General features: G+C 66.2%; 11 protein-coding genes and 1 pseudogene. 8 read left to right on the forward strand and 4 right to left on the reverse strand.

Annotated elements, in window-relative coordinates:
- Positions 1–4: 4 nt before the first annotated feature.
- The 4 genes from IEX24_RS02260 (at position 5) to IEX24_RS02275 (ending at position 4,441) form a co-directional block, all read left to right on the forward strand.
- Entirely contained in the window at positions 5–1,288 is a 1,284-nt protein-coding gene (locus IEX24_RS02260; protein WP_188673005.1) for a class I SAM-dependent RNA methyltransferase, read from the forward strand.
- Between the two features lie 120 nt (positions 1,289–1,408).
- Positions 1,409–2,107: a response regulator transcription factor gene (locus tag IEX24_RS02265; RefSeq protein ID WP_229715083.1), complete on the forward strand. Its 699-nt coding sequence runs from the start codon at positions 1,409–1,411 to the stop codon at positions 2,105–2,107.
- On the forward strand, positions 2,082–3,428 hold the full coding sequence (locus IEX24_RS02270; protein WP_188673011.1) for a sensor histidine kinase: 1,347 nt from the start codon (positions 2,082–2,084) through the stop codon (positions 3,426–3,428). Before IEX24_RS02265 ends, IEX24_RS02270 begins: the two co-directional genes overlap by 26 nt.
- Positions 3,425–4,441, forward strand: a complete 1,017-nt coding sequence (locus tag IEX24_RS02275) for a DUF8320 family protein (RefSeq protein ID WP_188673014.1) — start codon at positions 3,425–3,427, stop codon at positions 4,439–4,441. The genes IEX24_RS02270 and IEX24_RS02275 overlap by 4 nt, the downstream gene beginning before the upstream one ends.
- A 226-nt stretch (positions 4,442–4,667) precedes the next feature.
- On the opposite strand, the gene IEX24_RS02280 is transcribed toward IEX24_RS02275, so the two are convergent.
- From IEX24_RS02280 to IEX24_RS02290, 3 genes and pseudogenes are all read right to left on the reverse strand, one after another.
- Positions 4,668–4,892, reverse strand: a complete 225-nt coding sequence (locus IEX24_RS02280; protein WP_188673017.1) for an acyl-CoA carboxylase subunit epsilon — start codon at positions 4,890–4,892, stop codon at positions 4,668–4,670.
- A 239-nt stretch (positions 4,893–5,131) separates the two neighbouring features.
- A pseudogene (locus IEX24_RS02285) lies at positions 5,132–5,560 on the reverse strand (FAD synthase family protein); the annotation flags it as partial.
- Between the two features lie 266 nt (positions 5,561–5,826).
- A complete protein-coding gene (locus tag IEX24_RS02290) occupies positions 5,827–8,403 on the reverse strand; it encodes a right-handed parallel beta-helix repeat-containing protein (RefSeq protein ID WP_188673023.1) in 2,577 nt (858 codons plus the stop codon).
- Positions 8,404–8,524: 121 nt separating this feature from the next.
- Between IEX24_RS02290 and IEX24_RS02295 the strand changes: the two genes are divergently transcribed.
- On the forward strand, positions 8,525–9,913 hold the full coding sequence (locus IEX24_RS02295) for an O-antigen ligase family protein (RefSeq protein WP_188673027.1): 1,389 nt from the start codon (positions 8,525–8,527) through the stop codon (positions 9,911–9,913).
- Here the strand turns inward: IEX24_RS02295 and IEX24_RS02300 are convergent.
- Positions 9,799–11,358 carry a glycosyltransferase family 39 protein gene (locus IEX24_RS02300; protein WP_188673031.1) on the reverse strand — a complete coding sequence of 520 codons (1,560 nt, stop codon included), beginning with the start codon at positions 11,356–11,358 and terminating at the stop codon, positions 9,799–9,801. The two genes, IEX24_RS02295 and IEX24_RS02300, sit on opposite strands and share 115 nt — an antisense overlap.
- A 118-nt stretch (positions 11,359–11,476) precedes the next feature.
- On the opposite strand from IEX24_RS02300, the gene IEX24_RS02305 reads away from it, so the two are divergent.
- The 3 genes from IEX24_RS02305 to IEX24_RS02315 all read left to right on the forward strand — a co-directional run bounded on the left by IEX24_RS02305 (position 11,477) and on the right by IEX24_RS02315 (position 18,154).
- Positions 11,477–12,154 carry a hypothetical protein gene (locus IEX24_RS02305; RefSeq protein ID WP_188673034.1) on the forward strand — a complete coding sequence of 226 codons (678 nt, stop codon included), beginning with the start codon at positions 11,477–11,479 and terminating at the stop codon, positions 12,152–12,154.
- Positions 12,155–12,345: 191 nt separating this feature from the next.
- Positions 12,346–16,998 (forward strand): PKD domain-containing protein, encoded by a 4,653-nt coding sequence (locus IEX24_RS19920; protein ID WP_275411887.1) that lies wholly within the window; start codon positions 12,346–12,348, stop codon positions 16,996–16,998.
- Positions 16,982–18,154 (forward strand): glycosyltransferase, encoded by a 1,173-nt coding sequence (locus IEX24_RS02315; protein ID WP_229715043.1) that lies wholly within the window; start codon positions 16,982–16,984, stop codon positions 18,152–18,154. Before IEX24_RS19920 ends, IEX24_RS02315 begins: the two co-directional genes overlap by 17 nt.
- Positions 18,155–18,167 lie beyond the last annotated feature (13 nt).

Genomic DNA, 18,167 nt, shown 5'->3' on the forward strand with positions numbered 1-18,167 from the left:
GGCGATGGGCGAATTGCTGGGCACGACCGTTGAACTCGAGGTCACGAACGTGGCGCACGGCGGCGTCGGCGTCGCCCGGCTCGACGGCCGGGTGGTGTTCGTGGCCGACGCGATTCCGGGCGAAACGGTGCTCGCCCGCATCTCTGCCGACGACCATGCCTCGTTCTGGCGTGCGGAAACGACCTCGGTCATCGACCCCTCGCCGCACCGCCGACCGCACGTGTGGCAGTCGGCGGCCCTCGAACGAGACCCTGATGCCCGGGCCGGCGGCGCCGAGTTCGGGCACATCGACCTGCCGTGGCAGCGCGAACTCAAGCGTCAGGTGATCGTCGACTCGTTGCAGCGGTTCGCCAAGCTCACCGACCACACTGCGCTCGATGTCGTTGTCGAACCCGTCGCAGGCGATGACGCAGCCAACGGGCTCGGCTGGCGCTCACGGGTGAGCCTGCACGTCGACTCCGATGGCATCGTCGGGCCCTACGCCGCCCGATCGCACCGCGTCGTGGCCGTACCCGACCTGCCTCTCGCGACGCCTGCCGTCGAATACGCTTCGCCGCTGGATGAACGGCTCTTCGGCGCCGAAAGTGTCGACGTCATCTCAGATGGTCGCCGCGGCGCCCGTGTGGTGGTGCACGCGCCCGCAGCGGGCGAACGTACGCCCCCGGCCGGCAAACCCCCAGTGGGCAAACCGATCGTCGAACGGGTCGGTGAGCGCGAGTTTCGGCTCGACGAACTGGGCTTCTGGCAGGTGCACCACAGAGCTGCGGCCACACTTACCGGCGCCGTGCAACGGCAGCTCATCGAGCAGCTTTTCGACGCTGACGCCCCGAACCTCGACCTCTACGGCGGCGTGGGCCTCTTGACCGCCGCGGTCGGAGATCGATTCGGCGCCGGCACTCGCATCGAGTCGGTAGAAAGCGATGCGCGGGCCACCGAGAACGCCGGCTTCAACCTGCGTGATTTCGCCAAGGCGACAGCCGTGACCGCTCGCGTCGATCGGTACCTCGGCCAGATGTTACGCACCATGACGTCGGCTGACCGGGGGCGGTTCGAGCGGGCATCCGTGGTCATCGACCCACCGCGCTCGGGTGCGGGCAAGCAGGTCGTGAAGAGCTTGCTCGAACTGCGCCCCGCCCAGTTGGTATATGTGGCGTGCGACCCTGTGGCGTTCGCCCGCGACCTCGGCCAGCTCGACGCCGGAGGCTACGAATTGCGGTCGCTCACCGCCTTCGATCTTTTTCCGCACACGCATCATGTGGAAGCCGTAGGGGTGCTGACACCCCGATAGGGGTCGTGCCCGGCGGCTCAGCCAATACGATTGGCTTAACGTTCGGTGTGAATGTGCCGGGAGAGGAGCTCGCTCGTGACAGATTCCGCACCACCTGCCTCTGCCCCTCGAAGCCGTGCCGTGCGCGCCCGCGCAGCCTCGGCGGCGGCCGCGCCCGAGTCGCCGAACGTGCGAGTGGCCATCGTCGATGATCACGAATCTGTGCTGTTGGGCATCCGCGCCGCCTGTCGTGACGCGGGCTACGAGGTGGTGGGCGTGGGCGCCACGGTCGACGAACTGCTCGATGCGATCGACGGCCAGAGCGTCGGCGTGGTGGTTATGGATCTGAGCCTCGGCGATGGTTCGTCGGTGACCGAGAATGTCACCAGGGCCAGGGCGACCGGGGCTGATGTGCTCATTCACAGCATTGCCGACCGCACCACCAGCATTCGCGAAGCTCTTGCTGCTGGAGCCGCCGGAGTGATTCCGAAGACCAGCGCGACCAGCATTGTGATGGCGGCCATCGCCACGGTCGCTCGTGGTGAAGTGCTCAACAATCTCGAATGGGCGAGTGCGATCGATGCCGATCAGGAGTTCGCTCGCGCCCAGCTCGGCCGTCGCGAACAAGACGTTCTGCATCTGTATGCCTCTGGCCTGCCGTTGAAAGCGGTGGCGGTGCAGCTCGGCATAGCCCCCTCGACGGCGAAAGAGTATCTTGGCCGCGTGCGAGCCAAGTATGTCGAAGTGGGGCGCCCGGCGCCCACCAAGGTCGACCTTCTGCGCAGGGCCGTTGAAGACGGAATTCTCGTGATCGATGACGTTCGCAATGCGCCGCGTTAGCGAGTCGCCGGGTTCCATCGCTGTCGAGCCGGCTCCGGCCGAGCTCGCTTCGACCCTGGATCGCCTGCGCGGAGCGCTCAGCCGATCGACCGTCGAGCGCATTCTGACCCGAGCGGCGGCCGTCTTCGGGCTCGTTCTGTCTCTGCAGGCCATTCCCGTCATCGCCAGTTCGACGACCTACGTCGACCCCGTCTGGTTGAGCGTCGAGCCCGAAGTTCTGCTCGCCGTGCTTCTGTTGGTGGTGCTGGCTGCCGTTCTGAAGCGCGGTGTTCGGGTGATGATGACCGTCTTCGCGCTGCTCTACTTTGTAGCCTTCGCCATCTGGCCATTGTGCGTCTCGAACACGTCGGCCGCGCTCGGCACGCAGCCGTGGCTGTGGTCGGGCATTGCGGTGGCGATGGCCTATGTCGCGGTCGCGCTGCCAGTGCCCTGGGCCGCGGCCTACATCGTCGCCGTCACCGCGGTCTACGTGGGCATTCACGTTCAGCCTTCTGGCGGCTCCGCAGAGCTCAAGGGCAGCCTGCTCGATGCCTTCTATGTGCTGCTGATCGGCGCTTTCATGCTCATGCTGACCACAACGCTGCGCCGAGCAGCCGACAGAGTGGATGCCGCCCAGCAGACCGCCATGCAGCGATATGCGCGGGCCGCACGAAACCACGCCACCGAGGTCGAGCGCACCAAGGTCGACGCCCTCGTGCACGACTCGGTGCTCACCACTCTCATCACGGCCGCACGCGCCGAGACGGAGACCGAACGTGACGCGGCAGTCGCGCTCTCGGCCGCCGCGCTCGAAACGCTGCAAGATGCTCCGGGCGCCTTCGACCTCGACTCCGACGTCAGCCTGAATGATTTCGCCGCCCGGCTGGTCGATGCCACCCAGCTGCTCAGCCCGCGAGTTTCGTTCTCGACGGAGGGTCAGATCGCGGGCCGCATTCCGGGCCGAGTCGCCGACGCCCTGTTCTCTGCGGCAGTGCAGGCTCTCATCAACTCGCTTCAGCATGCGGCCGATTCCGATGCCGCCGACGACGTGCTGAGAACCGTTTCGGTGCACGTCACTTCGGTGCCATCTCGGCCCGATTTCGTCGCCGTTGTCGGATCGGCCGCGCTGCCGCCCGCCCTGACGGCGTCAGCTGTCGAACTGACGGTGCAGGTCTCTGACACCGGCATCGGGTTCGATGTTCACGCCGTACCCAAAGAGCGGTTGGGCCTGCGAGTATCGATTCGCGAACGCGTGGAGTCGGTTGGCGGCTCGGCGGTGGTTCATTCGATGCTAGGTGGCGGAACATCCATCATCGTCAGCTGGCGGCCGGCCGACTCATGATCTCGCCACCTCGCGCCCTCATCACCATTCTCGCCGCCCTGTTCTCGGCCTATCACCTCGTGCTCGCGCTGAACTCGATGCAATACCCCGATTCAGTGGGCCCGGTCATCGTCGCCATGGTGTTGTATGCCGCCGCCACCGTCATGAGCCTCTGGCCCACGAGCCCGCTGATCATGCCGCTCTGGATGGCCGCGCTCAACTTCGCCGTCAGCCTGGTCATCTCGATCTTGGTGCTCTCGCAATTGAACGGCCAGGCCTTCAACGGCTACGCCACCTGGTCGGTCGCAGCGGTCGGAACGCTTCTGACCATCACTGTTGTTCGCCAGCAGGCTGCCTTCGCCTGGTTGGGCATCGCAGCCCTCGCCGTGGCCGTCGATATCTGGGGCGGCCCCCTCGCGGTTTTCACCACCGGAGTCATCGGCAGCGCCGTCTGGGTGGGCGTGGGGCACGCGCTCACTCGTGCGACCGCCCGTGCGGCTCGGGATGCCAGGCTCTTCGCCGTGGCCGAGCGCGAGGCCGCGGCGTGGCAGGCCATCCAAGACGCTCAACTCACCGAGGGTCGTCACCGACTCGACCAGATGAACCGGGTCGCAGGCCCGATGCTTCACCACATCGTCGAAAGCGGCGGCCGGCTCAGTGCCGAAGACCGGCGCGAGTGTCTGCACCTCGAAGGCGCGATTCGAGACGAAATTCGGGGCCGCCACCTGCTGAACGAAGACGTGCGAACAGAGGTGCTGGCGGCCAGGCGACGCGGAATCGACGTCACCCTGCTCGACGACGGAGGGCTGGATGATCTGACCGACGGCGCTCGCGACCGCATTCAATCGCGTGTCGCCGGCGAGATCGCGCGCTCGCAGGCCGACCGGCTCATCGTGCGAACAGGAGTCGACGACAGCACAGCCGCGGTGACGGTGGTCGGGCTGACCGTGAGCGACGACGGCAGCGCGGCCGCGCTCGGCTCCGACGCCACCGAAGACGAGGTGTCGCAGTTCACGGAGATCAGCCGCGAATAAAAAACTGGGGGCCGGCGAAACGCCAACCCCCAGCTGTTTTTTCGAGTCAGGTTGCTAACCCGAATAACGCCCTGACTCGCCCCCAAGCATTCGCTCACTTACCCTAGACAGCGAATGTTTGGCGATGTAACTCAAAGAGAGACACCTAGCACTAGTAATACTGGCCCTACTCGGGGGGCATGCCTAGTCGTCACTTTGGTGGACACGACGCGCCCACGAGCGCTGTCTATTCGTCGACCCAGGAGTGCGTCGCTCGGTGCAGTTCGCCCCGCACGGTGCGCTGACTGCGCTGCCAGCGTGAGGGAGCCGCCGTCTTTTCGGCGCGCAACGAATCGTTCTCTTCGATGAGCATTCCGCGCACCACGGCCGACACCGCCGCCAGCTCGGTAACTGTGACGTTCTTCGTGGTCACGATGACCGGTACGTTTTCAGGGGCTGCCTCGTCGCTCATCGTACGAACCTACCGGTTTCTTGCACACGTTCGGCGAACTCTGTGTGAGTTCTTAATCGGAAAGTCACGCGTGTGGTGCTGAGACGTCACCCGCGTGCCTATAAAATATGGCTGCCAGCTTCAAATCGTTCGGGTTTTTCGAAGCTGGGGGGAACGTCGACAGATCTCGTTGAGCTAGGAACTCTGTGGGGGTCTTGAGTCGCGTTCCGGTGTGGCCCGGTGTTTCTAGAACGCCGGGCCGCACCACTTTTCTCGAGCGATTCCAGAGCCTGCCGCAGCTTCGTGCTCGACGTGTGAACGGTGTATGGAAAGTACACGACCTGCACCCCCACAGCGCCGAACTCTGCTTCGAGACGCAGGCCTTTCTCGGTGCCTCGCCAGTCGTCGCCCTTGAAGAACACGTCGAATCGCACGTCTGCCCAGGTGTCGAGCTTGTGTTCGTGAACCTCGGCGTGCGCCTCGTCGACGAATTTGATGTTGGCCACGATCTCCAACCGTTCGGCTAACGGGATGACCGGGGTGATGCCCTTGGTCAGCTCGAGCATCTCGTCAGAGACGACCCCCGCAATCAGGTAGTCGCACTGGCTCTTCGCGTGTTTCAGCAGGTTCAGGTGCCCGACGTGGAACAGGTCGAAAGCACCCGCGGCGTATCCGATTTTCAGGCTCATCGATGACTACTTCGGGATAGTCGGTACAGCTCGGGGGAGGGGGCCCGAGGGGAATCGGCGGGCGGCCCTAGGAAAGCCGCGTCACCGTGAGTGCCCCCCACACTAAACGCCGCCGCAGGCCGACGCGACCCCCGTTTCTGGGGGTGGCACCCCCGCCCCGCCCCGCCCACCAATCGAGAGGTCGAAATCTCTCCCAAAAACCGGCTTTTGGGAGAGATTTCGACCTCTCGATTGGTCGGGCGGGAGGGGCGGGGTGGGGGTGGGGGTTAGAGGTGGCCGAGTTTCTTGGTGCCGGCGCGTTGGCCGAGTGCGGCGGCGACGTCGGCCGGCAGCGGCACAGCACCCGATTGCGCGCCCGCGATCGCACTCGTCATGCCCGAAAGCGGCAGGCTCGAGCTCGTTTCGACGTTGACGAACGCGGGGTTCTTCGCGTTTATCGCCGCCACCGTATCGAGTCTCGTCACGGTGACGTTGTCGCCCTGCCCCCAGCCAACGAGCGTCGGCTGCGCGGTGGTGGTTCGCTGATTGAACAGGTTTCCGCTGATGGTCAGCGCCATCGCGTCAGCCGACACATGGGTCTCTGCGTCGAACGCGTAGACCTGCCAGTACCCGCCGCTACCGAACACGTTGTTCGCCACCGTGATGTTCTTGGTCAACCAGGTGACCGTAGGGTCGGGCACCGGCTGCCGCGGGTCTCGGCCCACGGCGCCCGGCGCAGCCTGGCGGCGTTCGTCTTGCTCGATGCGCACGTCGAACTTCGAGTTGCCGCCCATGGTGTTGTTGAAGATCTTCACGTTCGACGAGTCGATGATCTGCATGGCGAATTGCTCATTCGACAGATCGTTGTCGGCAATGATGGCCGTGCTGCCGAGCTCGAGCTGTATGCCGGTGTACTGGTTCGACGACGAGGTGTTCTTCGTGATGGTGGCGTTGTAACACGACTCGTCGAGCCAGATTCCCGAGCCGTAATTGTTGCTGGTGTTGTTGTTCGTGATGGTCACTCCGCGCGAGCGGGTGATCTTCATTCCGCCCGACACCGGCGCGGGCTTGAACTGCTCGGAGTTGTTGCCCGTGACCAGCGAATTCTTGATCACCAGGCCGTACGACGCGTTGACCCCGATGCCCATCAAACCATTGCGCTGAACCGTCAGATGGTCGAGCGTCGCGGCGTTGTTCTGCACGTTGATGCCGATCATCGCGTTGTCTTGAATAACCAAGTCGCGGGCGGTTTCGCTCGTGCTGCCGAGGCGTACCGCGCCCTTCTCGCTGTACGACGTCGCATATCGCCGCACGCCGAAACCCTGCAGGGTAGAGCCGGGTGAGAGCACTGCGATGGCCTGCGTCAGGTTGCTGGCGCGAACGTCGTGGCCGGCCGGATTACTGCCGATGGTGATCGACTTAGACGCCGCGTCGACGGCGAATGTGCCGGCGGTGACCTCAGCCGCAGTCGCCACCTGGCGCAGTGCTGTTCCGTCGATGAACACCTGGTCGGGGCGCGCGGCCATCGGATGCGCGGGGTCGACGAAACCCGGGTTGTCAGCAACCCCGTCCATGCTGGAATCACCGAAGAACGACCATCCACTCGTCTTCCACGTCGAACCCGAGGCGCTCCACGACGTGACGGCCGTCGAACCGTCGAACCAGACGGCCTCTTTCGGGTACGCCTGGATGCTCAGGGTCTTGTTCGTGGGAATCGTGACGGCCTCGTGGTAGACACCGGCGCGCAGCACGATGGTCTGCCCCGTTTTCGACGCGGTGATGGCCGCCGCGACGGTCTTGAAGGGTTTGGCCAGCGTGCCGGCATTGGTGTCGGAGCCCGAGGTGGGCGAAACGTAGAGCGCCGTGGCCGGGGCTGCGTACGTGGCCGTGCCGACCGGCGTCGCGCCCTGAGCGGGCTGAGGGTTCGCCGCCGGAGCAGGGGTCGTGGTGGGTGTCGGGGTTGGTGTGGCGGTGGGGGTCGTGGTCGCAGTCGGGGTGGGCGTCGGCGTCGACACCGGGGCGAGCGCCGCCGGCGCCGGGTTCGCGCTCAACACCAGGTTGTCGTAGCGGCTTGTCACCGCAGCGGCATTCGACGAGCTGGCGTACTCCCACAAGCCGGCAGCGCCCGCTTTCGTGATGCGACTGCTCGAGGAGTCGGTGACGATGCTCTGCCAATCAGGCATGCTGCTGCCTGCCACCCAGGCTCGGCCGCCGATGGTGATGGCGCCTGACCCCGAGCTGCCACCGGTGACGCGAAACTCCACCGAGATGGTCGTGGCCTTCGTGGCGATGAAGGGAAGTGCGACGCGCCCGAGGCCGGTCTCCACGGCGCCGTTCACCCGTGAGATAGCGAGCGAGGTGCTGCCGGTCGACCCGACCTGCAGCCGGCCTCGATAGGTCGAACCGTCGGCTTGCCGGCGCAGCTCGAAGGCGTGAAAAAGTGACACCGGCGCGGCGGGCACCTGAATGTTCGCGGTGAGGTCGACATCGGCCACCGATTCGCTGGCCAGCGTGACGGTTGCCGAGCCTCCGGGCTTCAGACCGCCGATCACACCGGTGTTCGAGGCGACCGAAAGCGACGCCGCGCTCGACGGCGAGACGGTGTAGGCGGCGCCCCCGGGCGCTGTTCCCCAGCCCGACGCGATCGTTCGGGTGAACGTGTCATTGACCAGCACGGTCTGTGCTGCGGTCGCAGGTGCCGGTGCGATGACCGCGATGGCGGAGGTGACGAGAAGCCCTGCGGCAAGGGTCGCCAGCAGGGCTTTCGGGGTGGGCAGCAACCGGCGTGGCCGGCGGTGACGGGGTGGAGTTGTGCGCGAATCTAGGAAAAATCGCGCGCCAAAGCGCTGGGGCTGTTGGGGCATTCGGGTGGCTCCTCGGGTATCAGCTATCGAATGAGGTTACACCCCTTTGGGGGGTGGGCTTAGCACAAAGTCTTACTCTGCGCTAGAGACTCGCCGCTCACTTCGATCTAAGGTGGGTGCCATGACCGTGTCAGTACAGGCGGCTCCGGCGAGCATCCGGAGGCCAGCGCGGCGCCCCGAACCCGGAGCGCTGCCCGCCATCGACGACCGTGACCCGAGGCGCTGGGTGCGCGCCATTGCGGCGATCGCACTGGTTCTGCTCGGCGCCAGAATCATGCTGCCGCAGGGCATCGAGGTGGGTTTTGTGGCAGCGGCCGTGCTGATTCCGGTGTGGGTGCCGGCGGTGCGAACGTACCGCTGGGGCTGGGCGCTGCTCGGCACCGGGGTGGTCGCCGCCGTGATGGGCTGGTGGCTCGACGTGTTCAACCAGGCATCGCGTGACACCGATTCGTCGCTGTTCACGAGCACGACTGCGCTGCTCGTCGGCGGACTGCTCGGCTTCGGGCTCGTGCTGTGGGCGCGCCGCGTGCTCACCGAGTCGAGCGTGGGTCTGTGGTTCGGCATCGGCCTGGCCATCGGCATCACCCCGAGCAGTTCGCTGTTCGCCTCGAACCCGTGGAAGTTCGGGTTCGCGGTGCCGATCGCGGTGATCTCGCTCTCGTTGGCCTGGAAGTCGGGTCAGCGCTGGTTGGAGCTCGTGGTACTCGCCGTGCTGACGGTGATTTCGGCGGTCAGCGACGCCCGATCGGCCTTTGCGATTCTGCTGCTCGGCACGGTGATCGTGGCGGTGCAGCTGATTCCGCGGCAGTCAGGGCGCAAGTTCGCCGCGCTGAAGGTCATCGTGGGGCTGGCGGGGCTGACGGCGGTGATCTACAACCTCGGGCAATCCCTCATTCTTGACGGGTATCTCGGCAAGGCCACCGAGGCTCGGTCGCTCGAGCAATTGCGCACCTCGGGGTCGCTGATTCTGGGCGGCCGGCCAGAACTCACCGCCACGCTCGCGCTGATGAACGAGCATCCATTCGGCTTCGGTGCGGGCTCGGTGCCCAACCTGAGCGATGTGGTGACGGCGAAGGCCGGAATGGCCTCGATCAACTACCAGCCCGACAACGGCTACGTGGAGCGCTACATGATGGGCGGCCACTTCGAACTGCACTCGATGATGGGCGATCTGTGGGCGCATTTCGGCATCGCCGGGCTGCTGTTTCTGGCCATTGCCGTGGGCGTGGCCATCTGGGGGCTCGCCGTGCGCATCGCCGACAGGCGCGCCAGTGGTGTGATTCTGTTCGTGTCGGCCACGAGCCTGTGGGGAGTGTTGTTCAGCCCGTTCTTCAGCGCTGAGCCGCTGTTCATGCTCATGCTCGGGATGCTCGTGGTGCCGGTCGCCGGCAGCGTTCACCCTCGGCTGAACTCCACTACCTCGGTCATCGGCCCTGCCCAGCGCGCGCCGGCGGTGAACCCAGCGGTGGTGAGCACCGCGTCATCGGCGGCGGCCGACGCTGCGGGGTAGTCGACCGGGCGAACCACGAAGACCCGATCGACGCCGGCCAGCTCGGCCGTCTGGCCGCTCAGCGCGGTCGAGAGTCCCCGCAGACTGTTGTCGGCGGCACCCGTTTTCAGCAGGGTGAGATCGGTCAGCCCGGTGAAATCGCCGGGATAGGTCACCTCGATGAACCGGGTGTCACGCGAGTAGACCGTTGCATTCGGCACGTTCAGCGGGCCGAAGTAGACCCCGTCGCCCGGAGCCGCGTGGCTGCCCACGAAGGCCGCGGCTTCTGACCAGTCGGTGCCGCTTTTGCCGGTGACCTCGCGCTGCGAAACGTAGATGGGCAGCGCCAGAACGGCGATCAGTGCGAGGGCGGCGATGCGCTGCCAACGCCGCCAGAAGCGGCTGATTCCGAGGGCGATGAGCACGGCGGCCGCGGGGGTGGTGAAGCTGAAATAGCGCGGATTGAAGAGCGGGCTGACCACGAGGGAGTAGCCGATGACGAGAAGGCTCGGCACGAGCATCCACGGCACCAGCACCAGAACCGCCCGCCGAGTGACCGTGTTCGCACGCTGAAATGCCGGCAGAACCGCCAGCACCATCAGCGCCCAGCAGACCAGCGCCAGGGCAAGTGCAGCGCTCGCCCAGAGCGCGCCGCCGTCGTTCGAATCGTCGACGCGAGTGGGCGTCGCGCCCAAGAACCACTGATTCACCACCGTCTGGCGCACCATCGAGAAGGCGGTCGCCGAGAGATCGCCGAGCTGCCCCTGCTGACCGGCCGCGGTCACGATCACCGGCGACGCGACGATCCCGGCCACAGCGGCGGCGATGAGCCAGCCGAGCTTGCGGCGCCAGGCGAACTCGCCGAGGAACAGCACCGTCACCGCGTGCGCCATCGCCAACAGGGCTACGTAGATGCTCACCGCGATTCCGGCCGCGAGCAGCCCCGCGTAGAGCACCCAGAACCAGCGGCCCCGGCGCAGCGCGATGAGCAGCGCCACGCTCGCCCACACCGCTAGCGCCGTGCTGAACGCATACGAGCGGCCCTCGATTCCCATCCAGGTGAACCGCGGCAGCACGATGGCCACGATGCCGGCCAGCACGCCGACGCGCGCCCCACCGAGCGACTTCGCCAGCACGTAGACACCCATCACCGCAGCGCCCGCGGCGAGTGCGCTCGGTACGCGCAGGGCCACGGGGCCGAACCCGAAGATCGACCCCCACACGTGCATGAACGCGTAGTACACGCCGTGCACCGCGTCGATCTGCTGCAGCATCGCCCAGAGCTCGGCCGGCGTTCTGCTGGCCGCTGTGATGGTGAACGCCTCGTCGTTCCAGAGCGAGACATTCCACGACCCGATGAGAAACACCGCCACGCCCACCAGCCCGAGAATGAGCGCCTGGCGAATGGATGCACCCCGATTTTCAGCGAGCACGGGCCGAGCGGGGTGGGCGTCGGTCGTTGACATGTTCGGCGGCTCTCGGGGCTGGTGCGCTTTCGTTGTACACCTCGAACGCGGGGGTTTCCGCGCGTTCGAGCGTCGACTATCGTGACCCGAAACGTAACGGTTTGCTGAGGAGAACACAATGGCCAGCCCCAAAAACGACGTGCCGGAGGCCCACCGGCCCACCCGGCGGCGCACGGTCGTCGGCATCATTGTGGGCGTCGTGGTGCTCGCTGTTGTGGCCGTGGTCGTGGTGGTGTCGATCTCTCACGGCTCCGGTTCGAACGGTTCCGCAAGTGCCGCCGCGAGCGCAACGGGCGCGGCGATCGCGCCGAGTTCTGGTGCGGGTGCGGTGCTACCGCCGTCGACCGGGGGGCCGGCCGCCGCGACCGGTTCGCCCGTGGCATCCGACCCGGCCCAGCCCGACGTGCTGCCCGCCGTGCCGCTGACCGCAACGGCCACCCCGGCACCCGGCTTGACTGTCAGTATCTCGGGCCTTGCCGCCGTCAACGGTGTGGCGAACGGCGTCGGCGAGGTCAGCGGCCCGGCGCTGGCGTTCACCGTGACGGCCGTCAACACTGGCACGGCGTCGGTTTCACTCGCCAGCACCGTGGTCGGTGTGACCTACGGGTCGGCGCTGACGCCGGCCGACGAGTTGACCAGCGCCAGCACGTCGCTGCCCGTCGATGTGGCGGCGGGGGCAACTGTCTCCGGCAGCTACGTGTTCACGATTCCGGCAGATCAGCGCGATCAGGTGCAGATCAGTGTCGACTACCAGGCCGGCGTGCCGGTCGTGGTGTTCGCGGGCACAACGCCCTGACCGCGGTCGACGGCGAAATGCCCTTATTTGGGGGGAAGCGCCAGACGCAGGAGTTGACTTACTATCGGCTTACACATGTGAGCCCCGAACCTCACATCTGATACGAATGAGGCATCCCTATGGGGAAAAAGACGCCTACTCGTCGGTTTTTTGTTGTCCTAGCAACAGTTGCCGCAGTAGTCATCAGTTCATTGACCGTCGCAGAGTCTGCCTTCGCAGACACCGCACCCGCTGATCCGACCGCGCCTTCGTCGCCGGCCACGGTGTCGGCTGACGCGCTGCCCACCGTGCAGATCAACGGCGTCGTGTGGTCTCAGACCATCGTCGGCAACACGGTCTACGCGGGCGGCGACTTCACCACCGCGCAACCGGCGGGTTCGGCGGCGGGGGCCAATACGGTCTCACGCACCTACGTGCTTTCGTACAACCTCACAACCGGCGTGCTCAACACCGCATTCGCCCCGGTGCTCAACGGTCAGGTCAAATCGGTCGCCGCCTCACCCGATGGGTCGCGCATCTACATCGGCGGCCAATTCACCACCGTGAACGGTGTGAACCGCTACCGCATCGCCGCTCTCGACCCCACCACCGGTGCTGTCATCACCACCTTCAACGCCGGCACGAATGCAACGGTCAACGCCATCACGGCCACGAACAGCACGGTCTTTCTCGGCGGCGCCTTCAGCAGTGTCGGCAAGGATGTTCGCAATAAAGTCGCGGCCGTGACGGCCGCCACCGGGTCGAACACCGCGTTCGACCCGAACGCGCAGGGCGGCAGCGTCACAGCCCTGGTCGTGTCGCCCGATGGCAGCAAGGTCATCGTCGGCGGTAACTTCACCACGCTGGGCGGATCATCGAATCCCGGTTACGGGCTCGGTGAAGTCGATGCGAACAGCGGCGCGATGCTGCCGTACCCGGTCAACAATCTGATTCGAAACGGTGGCAGCCAGTCGTCGATCGAAAGCCTCAGCACCGACGGCGACAGCGTTTACGGTTCAGGCTATGTGTACGGTTCGGGCGGCAATCTCGAGGGCTCGTTCCGCTCAGACTGGAACGGCAATCTGACCTGGGTCGAAGACTGCCATGGAGACACCTACTCGCAGGCATCGAACGGCACCGCGCTCTATGTGGCCGGCCACCCGCACTACTGCGGCAACATCGGCGGTTTTCAGAACACCAGCCCGTCGTGGACGTTCCATCGGGCCATCGCCTTCAGCAAGGCGGCCACCCAGACCATCGGCACCGACCCCGGCGGCTACTACAACTTCGCCGGCACCCCCGCGCCGACCCTCTTGAACTGGTACCCCGACTTCAACGTCGGCACCTACACTGGCCAGTCGCAGGGCCCGTGGAGCGTCGCCGCGAACAGCAACTACGTGGTCTACGGAGGTGAGTTCACCACCGTGAACGGAGTGCGCCAGCAGGGCCTCGTGCGATTCGCCGTGCGCGCCCTCGCCCCGAACAAGATGGGCCCGCTGTACTCGGGCGGCACCTTCAAACCCTCTGTCGTCTCGCTCGCCTCGGGCACGGCGCGTGTCAGCTGGACGGCCAACGCCGACCGCGACAACGAGAACCTCACCTACAACGTGTACCGCAACGGCAACCTGACGACGCCGGTCTACACGACAACGGCGGCTTCGTCGGTCTGGAATCAGCCCGCGATGGGCTTCACCGATACCGGTCTGACTCCCGGTGCGACCTACAGCTATCGAATACGAGCGACAGATCCGCTGGGCAATACCGTCATCGGTGACGGCGTGAGCGTCACGGTCACGTCGGCCACCCCGAGTACCTATTCTTCGGCGGTCAGCGCCGACACGCCGACCGACTTCTGGCGGCTCGGCGAGGCCAGCGGCAGCACGGTCTACGACTGGGCGGGCTACTCCGACCAGATCGCAGGAAGCGGAGTCACCCGCGGCACGGCGGGAGCCATCGGCGGTGACTCGAACACGGCGTCGACCTTCTCTGGCGCCAGTGACGCCAGCGGAATCTCGGCCACGCAGAGTCTGATCGACGGCCCACAGGTCTTCTCGATCGAGGCCTGGTTCAAAACGACCACGACCGCGGGCGGCAAGATCGTCGGCTTCGGCAATGCCAACACCGGCAACTCGAGCAACTATGACCGGCACATCTACATGGATACGTCAGGCAACGTGAACTTCGGGGTCTACCCCGGCAGCTCTCGAGTGCTGACCAGCCCGACGGCTCTGAACGACGGCCAGTGGCATCAAGTGGTGGGCACCCTCGGCCCGACGGGCATGCAGCTCTTCGTCGACGGCATTCGAGTGGGCAACCGTACCGACACCACGTCGGCTCAGCCGTACCAGGGCTACTGGCGCATCGGCGGTGACAGCTCATGGAGCGGCGGCAACTACTTCGCCGGCGCCATCGACGATGTGTCGATCTACAGCCAGCCACTGTCGAAGCAGCAGGTCGACGCACACTGGGTCGCATCCGGTCGCACCTCGAAGCTGCCGCAACCGCCGGCCGACAACTACGGCAACCGCATTTTCACCGATGCGCCGAGCCTGTACTGGAGACTGGATGACTCGGGCAGCACCGCTGCCGACTCCAGCCCTTCGGCGGCCCCAGGTAACTATTTCGGCGGCTACACCCAGGGGGTTGCTGGGGCACTGGCGAACAACCCCGACACGGCCACCATGTTCGATGGCCAGAGCGGCGGAGTCTCGAGCGCCCAGCAGTACAACGACCCCGAGATCTACTCGGTAGAAGCGTGGTTCAAGACCACGACCACGGTGGGTGGCAAGATCATCGGCTTCGGCTCGTCGCCGAGCGGAACCTCAGGCAGCTACGACCGGCATGTCTACATGCAGAACAACGGTCAGCTCGTGTTCGGCACCTACACGGGGCAGCTCAACACCATCACGACTCCCGGCTCGTACAACGACGGGCTCTGGCATCACGTGGTAGGCACGCAGTCGAGTGACGGGCTGAAGCTCTACGTCGACGGCGCCCTGATGGGTACGAATGGCGCCACCAGTGCGCAGCCGTACACCGGGTACTGGCGGGTGGGCGGTGACACCACATGGGGTTCGTCGAGCGCGTTCTTCGCGGGCACCATCGACGAAGCCGCGGTCTACGACACCGCACTGCCGGCGGCGACGGTCAGTCAGCACTATGCGCTCGGCACCGCCACCCCGGCGAATGTCGCCCCGACGGCCTCGTTCACCCAGACCGTGACGAACCTCTCGGTCGCGTTCGACGGCTCGGCTTCGGCCGACTCCGACGGATCGATCGCGAGCTACGCGTGGAACTTCGGCGACGGTGGCACCGACACCTCGAAGACGCCGACGCATGTCTATGCGGCAGCGGGCACCTACACGGTCACGCTCACTGTCACCGACAACAAGGGCGCCACCGGCGTCTTCACCCAGTCGGTGACCGCAGTCGCGCCGCACGTGAACGTGGCGCCGACGGCGTCGTTCACGAACTCGATCAACCACCTCGCCCTGACGGTCGACGGCACCGGTTCGAGCGACTCTGACGGAACGGTGGCCAGCTACCTGTGGAACTTCGGCGACGGCGGTTCGGCAACGACGGCCACCGGGACCCACACCTATGCCACAGCAGGCACCTACCAGGTGAAACTCACGGTGACCGACAACAGCGGGGCCACCGGCACGTCGACCACGTCGGTCACGGCCGTGGCCGCGCCGCCGCCGAACGTACCGCCCACGGCATCGTTCACCTCGGGTCATACCGACCTCACCGCGACCTTCGACGCCTCGGGCTCCACCGACTCCGACGGCACGATCGCCTCCTACGCATGGAAGTTCGGTGACGGCGCGACTGCGACCGGCGTCACCGCGAGCCACGCCTACGCTTCGGCCGGCACCTACTCGGTCACCCTCACCGTCACCGACAACCAGGGAGCGACCGGCACCTCGACCGCCTCGGTCATGGTGACCGCCCCGGTGGTGGTGAACAAGCCGCCGACCGCCGCCATCGCTTCGACCGTGACGAACCTCTCGGTGGCGCTCGACGCATCGGCCTCAGCTGACACCGACGGTACGATCACCGGGTATGCCTGGAACTTCGGTGACACCACGACGGGCACGGGCAAGACGGTCTCGCACTCGTACACCTCTGCAGGAACCTATACGGTGACGCTCACCGTCACCGACAACGGGGGAGCCACCGGAACCGCGACGGCCACCGTCACGACGACGGCCCCGCCCGCCACTCCGTTCGCGCTCGACAGCTTCACCCGAACGGTAGCGAACGGCTTCGGCACGGCAGACGTCGGCGGCGCGTGGACCCGCTGGGGAGCCGCGAGCAACCTCTCGGTGGGTGGCGGCAGCGGCACGGTGCTCCTTTCGACCCCCGGTGCCCAGGCCGGTGCCTCGATGGACAGCGTCGTTCAGCAAGACACCGACCTGCGGGTGCAGTTCAGCGTCGATAAGGCCGCGACGGGCGGGGGCACGTACCTCTACGCCACAGGGCGAAAGGTGTCGGCCAATAACGAGTACCGGGCATCCATTCACCTGAAGAACAACGGAACAGTCGCAGTCGGGCTCGTTGCGCTGAAGGGATCGGCCACCGGGGTGACGCTCGTGAACGAGGTGGTGGTGCCAGGTACCATCGTGGCCGGCACAGCGTTGAGCATCAGGCTGCAGGTGACGGGCACGAACCCGACCACGATCAAGGCCAAGGTCTGGGTGGCGGGCACGCAAGAGCCCACGGCCTGGACGGTGCAGGCGACCGACACGTATGCGGGGTTGCAGGCGCCGGGCGGAATCGGTGTGATCGGGTACCTCTCGGGCAGTGCCACCAACGCGCCGCAGAACCTCAGCGTGCAGGAACTCAGTGCCTTCAAGCCGTAGGTCGCACAAGCGTGGCGGCGATGCGGGCGAGGTGTTAGGCGACGGGGGCGAGTTGATTGTGCAGCAGTCGTTCGCGGCGCCGCGGCCGACGACGAACCCGTACCTGGTGCTGCTCGCCGAGAGCCTCGCCGTGCAGCCCGGCATCTCGGTGCGCACCTTTTCGTGGCCAGGCGCTCTGTTCGGCCGGTACGACGTTTTTCACCTGCACTGGCCCGACGTTCTCATCACGGGCAGCGGCCCAGTGAAATCGTTCGGCAGGGGAGTGCTCACCGCGCTACTCCTATTGCGGCTCCGGATGACCGGGGTGCCGCTGGTGCGAACGCTGCACAATCCCGCGCCGCACTCGACCCTGACTCGGGGGCAGCGCGCGCTGCTCGAACGCATCGATGCCCAGACCGAGCTGTTCATCTGCCTGAACGCCGAACCGCCGCCGCAGCCGGGCCGCCCGTACGAGGTGATTCTGCACGGACACTACCGCGACTGGTTCGCGCGTGTGGCGCACGCGGCCGCGGTTGGTGCAGTGCCGGTGCCCGGGCGGCTGGCTTTCGTGGGCCACATTCTGCCGTACAAGGGCGTCACGCAGTTGGTCGATGCGTTTCGCACGGCGGGTCGCGTGCGCGCTGCGGGCGATGCTCCCGCGATGAGTCTGCATGTGGCCGGGCAGCCCCGCACGCCAGAGCTCGAGGCGCAGTTGCGACGGCTGGCCGAACTCGATTCGCGGGTGACTCTCGACCTCAGATTCGTCGGAGATGCCGAATTCATAGCCGTTGTCACCGCAGCCGAAGTGGTGGTGTTGCCCTACCACGAGCTGCACAATTCGGGAGCGGTTCTGGCCGCGCTCTCGCTCGATCGGCCCGTGCTCGTGCCCGCCAACCCGGTGACCGACGCCCTGTGCGCCGAGGTCGGCCCGGGCTGGGTCTACCGCTACGACGGGCCCCTCTCCGCCGAGACGCTCGAGCGCGCGCTGCGTCAGATCGAGCCTTCCGACGACCGAGGTTCAAGCCCGTCTCACTACAGTCCGGCGGTCTCGCTGGCCTCGTCGACACACGTCGGCCGGCACGAGCATCCCGACCTGAGTCGCCGCGACTGGGCTGACGCTGGCGCTCGGCACGTAGCGGCCTACCGTCGCGCGCTCGCCCTGCGGGGCGCTTCGTGACGGCCGCACGTGC

The sequence above is a fragment of the Subtercola lobariae genome (assembly GCF_014640255.1).
Classification (GTDB): Bacteria; Actinomycetota; Actinomycetes; order Actinomycetales; family Microbacteriaceae; genus Subtercola; species Subtercola lobariae.

Coding starts and splice junctions, on each gene's coding strand:
- IEX24_RS02260 (WP_188673005.1), top strand. CDS start 5: ATGGGCGAATTGCTGGGCACGACCGTTGAACTCGAGGTCACGAACGTG.
- IEX24_RS02270 (WP_188673011.1), top strand. CDS start 2,082: ATGACGTTCGCAATGCGCCGCGTTAGCGAGTCGCCGGGTTCCATCGCT.
- IEX24_RS02275 (WP_188673014.1), top strand. CDS start 3,425: ATGATCTCGCCACCTCGCGCCCTCATCACCATTCTCGCCGCCCTGTTC.
- IEX24_RS02280 (WP_188673017.1), bottom strand. CDS start 4,892: ATGAGCGACGAGGCAGCCCCTGAAAACGTACCGGTCATCGTGACCACG.
- IEX24_RS02290 (WP_188673023.1), bottom strand. CDS start 8,403: ATGCCCCAACAGCCCCAGCGCTTTGGCGCGCGATTTTTCCTAGATTCG.
- IEX24_RS02295 (WP_188673027.1), top strand. CDS start 8,525: ATGACCGTGTCAGTACAGGCGGCTCCGGCGAGCATCCGGAGGCCAGCG.
- IEX24_RS02300 (WP_188673031.1), bottom strand. CDS start 11,358: ATGTCAACGACCGACGCCCACCCCGCTCGGCCCGTGCTCGCTGAAAAT.
- IEX24_RS02305 (WP_188673034.1), top strand. CDS start 11,477: ATGGCCAGCCCCAAAAACGACGTGCCGGAGGCCCACCGGCCCACCCGG.